Annotated in this window: 2 tRNA genes and 3 rRNA genes; all 5 read left to right on the top strand. The window is 48.3% G+C overall.

The features are described from left to right. The first annotated feature begins 377 nt into the window (after positions 1-377). The 5 genes from CXF69_RS00455 (at position 378) to rrf (ending at position 5,657) form a co-directional block, all read left to right on the top strand. Positions 378-1,916 (top strand): 16S ribosomal RNA (locus tag CXF69_RS00455). Positions 1,917-1,992: 76 nt separating this feature from the next. Then, a tRNA-Ile gene (locus CXF69_RS00450) sits at positions 1,993-2,069 on the top strand. A gap of 9 nt (positions 2,070-2,078) precedes the next feature. Continuing rightward, a tRNA-Ala gene (locus tag CXF69_RS00445) sits at positions 2,079-2,154 on the top strand. A gap of 348 nt (positions 2,155-2,502) precedes the next feature. Beyond that, positions 2,503-5,358, top strand: a 23S ribosomal RNA gene (locus CXF69_RS00440). Between the two features lie 185 nt (positions 5,359-5,543). Further along, positions 5,544-5,657 (top strand): 5S ribosomal RNA (rrf, locus tag CXF69_RS00435). The 16S, 23S and 5S rRNA genes sit together here with 2 tRNA genes alongside, the layout of an rRNA operon. Positions 5,658-5,708 lie beyond the last annotated feature (51 nt).

Here is a 5,708-nt window from a genome sequence, read left to right as displayed (position 1 = left end):
CCAGTTAACTTGTTGAAACAAATTAAAAAAAAGAAGTTGACAGACTATTAAAACATGATATGATGGTCAGCTCGCTAAATAGGATAAGCCACATTGGCTGACTTATTTAGTTTGAAATACTAGCACTGGACGACAGTGTCAGACATTATTTAAAAGCATAACTAAAGAACAACTTGTGTGGATTTTTGCTGATTCAGAATGCTAAAAAATAAAGTTGACTATCTTTTCTTTTCGGGAAGATTATTAACTATAAAAATTATCATTTAAGACAGCAGAAAAACTCAAAGTTAATTCATTACGAACATAATTTTTAGCGATTTTGCCAGATTAGATGAGCCAAGTTTAGAAGCTTCTTTAAAGAGCTTCATAGCAAGATTAAACTGAAGAGTTTGATCATGGCTCAGATTGAACGCTGGCGGCAGGCTTAACACATGCAAGTCGAGCGGAAACGATGGTAGCTTGCTACCAGGCGTCGAGCGGCGGACGGGTGAGTAATACTTAGGAATCTACCTAGTAGTGGGGGATAGCACGGGGAAACTCGTATTAATACCGCATACGACCTACGGGAGAAAGGGGGCAGTTTACTGCTCTCGCTATTAGATGAGCCTAAGTCGGATTAGCTAGATGGTGGGGTAAAGGCCTACCATGGCGACGATCTGTAGCTGGTCTGAGAGGATGATCAGCCACACCGGGACTGAGACACGGCCCGGACTCCTACGGGAGGCAGCAGTGGGGAATATTGGACAATGGGGGAAACCCTGATCCAGCCATGCCGCGTGTGTGAAGAAGGCCTTTTGGTTGTAAAGCACTTTAAGCAGTGAAGAAGACTCTTCGGTTAATACCCGGAGACGATGACATTAGCTGCAGAATAAGCACCGGCTAACTCTGTGCCAGCAGCCGCGGTAATACAGAGGGTGCAAGCGTTAATCGGAATTACTGGGCGTAAAGCGAGCGTAGGTGGCTTGATAAGTCAGATGTGAAATCCCCGGGCTTAACCTGGGAACTGCATCTGAAACTGTTAGGCTAGAGTAGGTGAGAGGGAAGTAGAATTTCAGGTGTAGCGGTGAAATGCGTAGAGATCTGAAGGAATACCGATGGCGAAGGCAGCTTCCTGGCATCATACTGACACTGAGGCTCGAAAGCGTGGGTAGCAAACAGGATTAGATACCCTGGTAGTCCACGCCGTAAACGATGTCTACTAGTCGTTGGGTCCCTTGAGGACTTAGTGACGCAGCTAACGCAATAAGTAGACCGCCTGGGGAGTACGGCCGCAAGGTTAAAACTCAAATGAATTGACGGGGGCCCGCACAAGCGGTGGAGCATGTGGTTTAATTCGATGCAACGCGAAGAACCTTACCTGGTCTTGACATATCTAGAATCCTGCAGAGATGCGGGAGTGCCTTCGGGAATTAGAATACAGGTGCTGCATGGCTGTCGTCAGCTCGTGTCGTGAGATGTTGGGTTAAGTCCCGCAACGAGCGCAACCCTTGTCCTTAGTTACCAGCGGGTTAAGCCGGGAACTCTAAGGATACTGCCAGTGACAAACTGGAGGAAGGCGGGGACGACGTCAAGTCATCATGGCCCTTACGACCAGGGCTACACACGTGCTACAATGGTAGGTACAGAGGGCAGCTACACAGCGATGTGATGCGAATCTCAAAAAGCCTATCGTAGTCCAGATTGGAGTCTGCAACTCGACTCCATGAAGTAGGAATCGCTAGTAATCGCGGATCAGAATGCCGCGGTGAATACGTTCCCGGGCCTTGTACACACCGCCCGTCACACCATGGGAGTTGATTGCACCAGAAGTGGATAGCTTAACCTTCGGGGAGGCGTTCACCACGGTGTGGTTGATGACTGGGGTGAAGTCGTAACAAGGTAGCCGTAGGGGAACCTGCGGCTGGATCACCTCCTTATAGATGGCATTCGGTCAGCAAGAATTCACAACAAGTTGTTCTTTAGTTTAAGCTTACGTTTTTAACAAACGTATTAGGGTCTGTAGCTCAGCTGGTTAGAGCACCGTGTTGATAACGCGGGGGTCGGTGGTTCAAGTCCACCTAGACCCACCATTTTACAATGGGGCCATAGCTCAGTTGGTAGAGCGCCTGCCTTGCACGCAGGAGGTCAACGGTTCGACTCCGTTTGGCTCCACCACTACTAAGACGGTCAGTAAGCTTTAAGTGCTAATGGTATAAATAGAAACAAGTGATTTATCTTTGAATAAAGACATGATTACTTCTTTCTGTTTTATACAGAACCTGTTATCCGACGAGGATACAGGAACTATTTAAAAACATAGATATGAGTCTGGGTTAAGAAGAGCGTGTTCACGCGCACTTCTTAACCTTAATAACTCGCCTCTTAACGACATCAGTTGTTATCCCAGGGGTGAGTTATTAAAAAAGTAAAGAGAACTGAATCAAGCGTATAAACATAGGTGATATCGTTATCATAATTAGATTGTATGACACTTAGAAGTCGAAAGACTACTTGGGGTTGTATGGTCAAGTAATGAAGCGCACATGGTGGATGCCTTGGCAGTCAGAGGCGATGAAAGACGTGACAGCCTGCGATAAGCTTCGGGGAGGCGGCAATATCCTGTGATCCGGAGATTTCTGAATGGGGAAACCCACTTACCATAAGGTAGGTATCCTAATTTATTAGGAAGCGAACGAGGGGAAGTGAAACATCTCAGTACCCTTAGGAATAGACATCAATTGAGATTCCCCTAGTAGCGGCGAGCGAACGGGGAGAAGCCGATTAATTCTAATGTAGAAGAACAGCGTGGGAAAGCTGACCGTAGTAGGTGATAGTCCTGTATTCGAAACATTAGAGTTAACATATTAAGTAGAGCGGGGCACGAGAAATCCTGTTTGAAGATGGGGGGACCATCCTCCAAGGCTAAATACTCCTGACTGACCGATAGTGAACCAGTACCGTGAGGGAAAGGCGAAAAGAACCCCTGTGAGGGGAGTGAAATAGAACCTGAAACCGTGTGCGTACAAGCAGTGGGAGCCCACTTGTTGGGTGACCGCGTACCTTTTGTATAATGGGTCAGCGACTTATATTCTGTAGCAAGGTTAACCGTTTAGGGGAGCCGTAGGGAAACCGAGTCTTAATAGGGCGTTTAGTTGCAGGGTATAGACCCGAAACCGAGTGATCTATCCATGAGCAGGTTGAAAGTGCCGTAACAGGCACCGGAGGACCGAACCCACTGTCGTTGAAAAGCCAGGGGATGACTTGTGGATAGGGGTGAAAGGCTAATCAAACTCGGTGATAGCTGGTTCTCCCCGAAAGCTATTTAGGTAGCGCCTCGGACGAACACCATTGGGGGTAGAGCACTGTTTCGGCTAGGGGGTCATACCGACTTACCAAACCGATGCAAACTCCGAATACCGATGAGTGATATCCGGGAGACACACGGTGGGTGCTAACGTCCATCGTGGAGAGGGAAACAACCCAGACCGCCAGCTAAGGCCCCAAATTCCTAGTTAAGTGGGAAACGAGGTGGGAAGGCATAGACAGCTAGGAGGTTGGCTTAGAAGCAGCCATCCTTTAAAGAAAGCGTAATAGCTCACTAGTCGAGTCGGCCCGCGCGGAAGATGTAACGGGGCTCAAACTAGGAGCCGAAGCTGCGGATTTGAATTTGTTTTCAAGTGGTAGGGGAGCGTTGTGTAAGCCTGTGAAGGTGTGTTGTAAAGCATGCTGGAGGTATCACAAGAGCGAATGCTGACGTGAGTAACGATAATGCGAGTGAAAAGCTCGCACGCCGGAAGATCAAGGGTTCCAGTCCAACGTTAATCGGGGCTGGGTGAGTCGACCCCTAAGGCGAGGCCGAAAGGCGTAGTCGATGGGAAATCGGTTAATATTCCGATACTTGTTTATAATGCGATGGAGGGACGGAGAAGGTTATGTCAGCCTGGCGTTGGTTGTCCAGGTGAAAGGATGTAGGTTTATAGCTTAGGTAAATCCGGGCTATTCTATACCGAGATCTGATAGCAAGCTGTACTTGTACAGCGAAGTGGCAAATACCATGCTTCCAGGAAAAGCTTCTAAGCAATAGTTATAAACGAATCGTACCCTAAACCGACACAGGTGATCAGGTAGAGAATACCAAGGCGCTTGAGAGAACTCTGCTGAAGGAACTAGGCAAAATGGTACCGTAACTTCGGGAGAAGGTACGCTGTTGGTGGTGATAGGACTTGCTCCTTGAGCTGCTGGCAGTCGCAGATACCAGGCTGCTGCAACTGTTTATTAAAAACACAGCACTCTGCAAACACGAAAGTGGACGTATAGGGTGTGATGTCTGCCCGGTGCTGGAAGGTTAATTGATGGGGTTAGCGTAAGCGAAGCTCTTGATCGAAGCCCCAGTAAACGGCGGCCGTAACTATAACGGTCCTAAGGTAGCGAAATTCCTTGTCGGGTAAGTTCCGACCTGCACGAATGACATAATGATGGCAGCGCTGTCTCCAGCAGAGACTCAGTGAAATCGAAATCGCAGTGAAGATGCTGTGTACCCGCGGCTAGACGGAAAGACCCCGTGAACCTTTACTACAGCTTTACATTGAACTTTGACCTGACTTGTGCAGGATAGGTGGGAGGCTTTGAAGCCGAGACGCTAGTCTCGGTGGAGCCAATCTTGAAATACCACCCTGGTCATGTTGGGGTTCTAACTCAGGTATAACAATACCGAGGACAATGTATGGTGGGTAGTTTGACTGGGGCGGTCTCCTCCTAAAGAGTAACGGAGGAGTACGAAGGTGCGCTCAGACCGGTCGGAAATCGGTCGTAGAGTATAAAGGCAAAAGCGCGCTTAACTGCGAGACCCACAAGTCGAGCAGGTACGAAAGTAGGTCTTAGTGATCCGGTGGTTCTGTATGGAAGGGCCATCGCTCAACGGATAAAAGGTACTCTGGGGATAACAGGCTGATACCGCCCAAGAGTTCATATCGACGGCGGTGTTTGGCACCTCGATGTCGGCTCATCTCATCCTAGGGCTGAAGCAGGTCCTAAGGGTATGGCTGTTCGCCATTTAAAGAGGTACGCGAGCTGGGTTTAGAACGTCGTGAGACAGTTCGGTCCCTATCTACCGTGGGCGTTGGAAATTTGAGAGGATCTGCTCCTAGTACGAGAGGACCAGAGTGGACGAACCTCTGGTGTTCGGGTTGTCACGCCAGTGGCATTGCCCGGTAGCTACGTTCGGATGGGATAACCGCTGAAAGCATCTAAGCGGGAAGCCCACCTCAAGATTAGATTTCCCTAAAGAGCCGTTCAAGACTAGGACGTTGATAGGCAGGGTGTGGAAGCGCAGCGATGCGTGTAGCTAACCTGTACTAATTGCTCGTTTGGCTTGACCATACAACACCCAAGTGGTTTGTATACAAGTCTAATTAATCTATCTTGTATAGCTCAGGCTATAGAATAAAGAAAGAATATTTCGATATCACCTTTAACCTTGATTCAGTTAGGTTACAAGTTGATCGACAACAAGCTCAAACTTGATGTCAATAAAAACAATAACAGACTCATATCTAACCCCCTTTGCTGACGACAATAGCGCGATGGCCCCACCTGATCCCTTCCCGAACTCAGAAGTGAAACATCGTAGCGCCAATGGTAGTGTGGTTCGCCCATGTGAGAGTAGGTCATCGTCAGCTCTCTATTCTGAAATATCCCCCGACATTAGCTTGTCGGGGGATTTTCTTTGT

The sequence above is a fragment of the Psychrobacter sp. Choline-02u-9 genome, assembly GCF_002836505.1.
Lineage (GTDB): Bacteria > Pseudomonadota > Gammaproteobacteria > Pseudomonadales > Moraxellaceae > Psychrobacter.
This window is presented reverse-complemented; position numbering and strand designations above follow the sequence as displayed.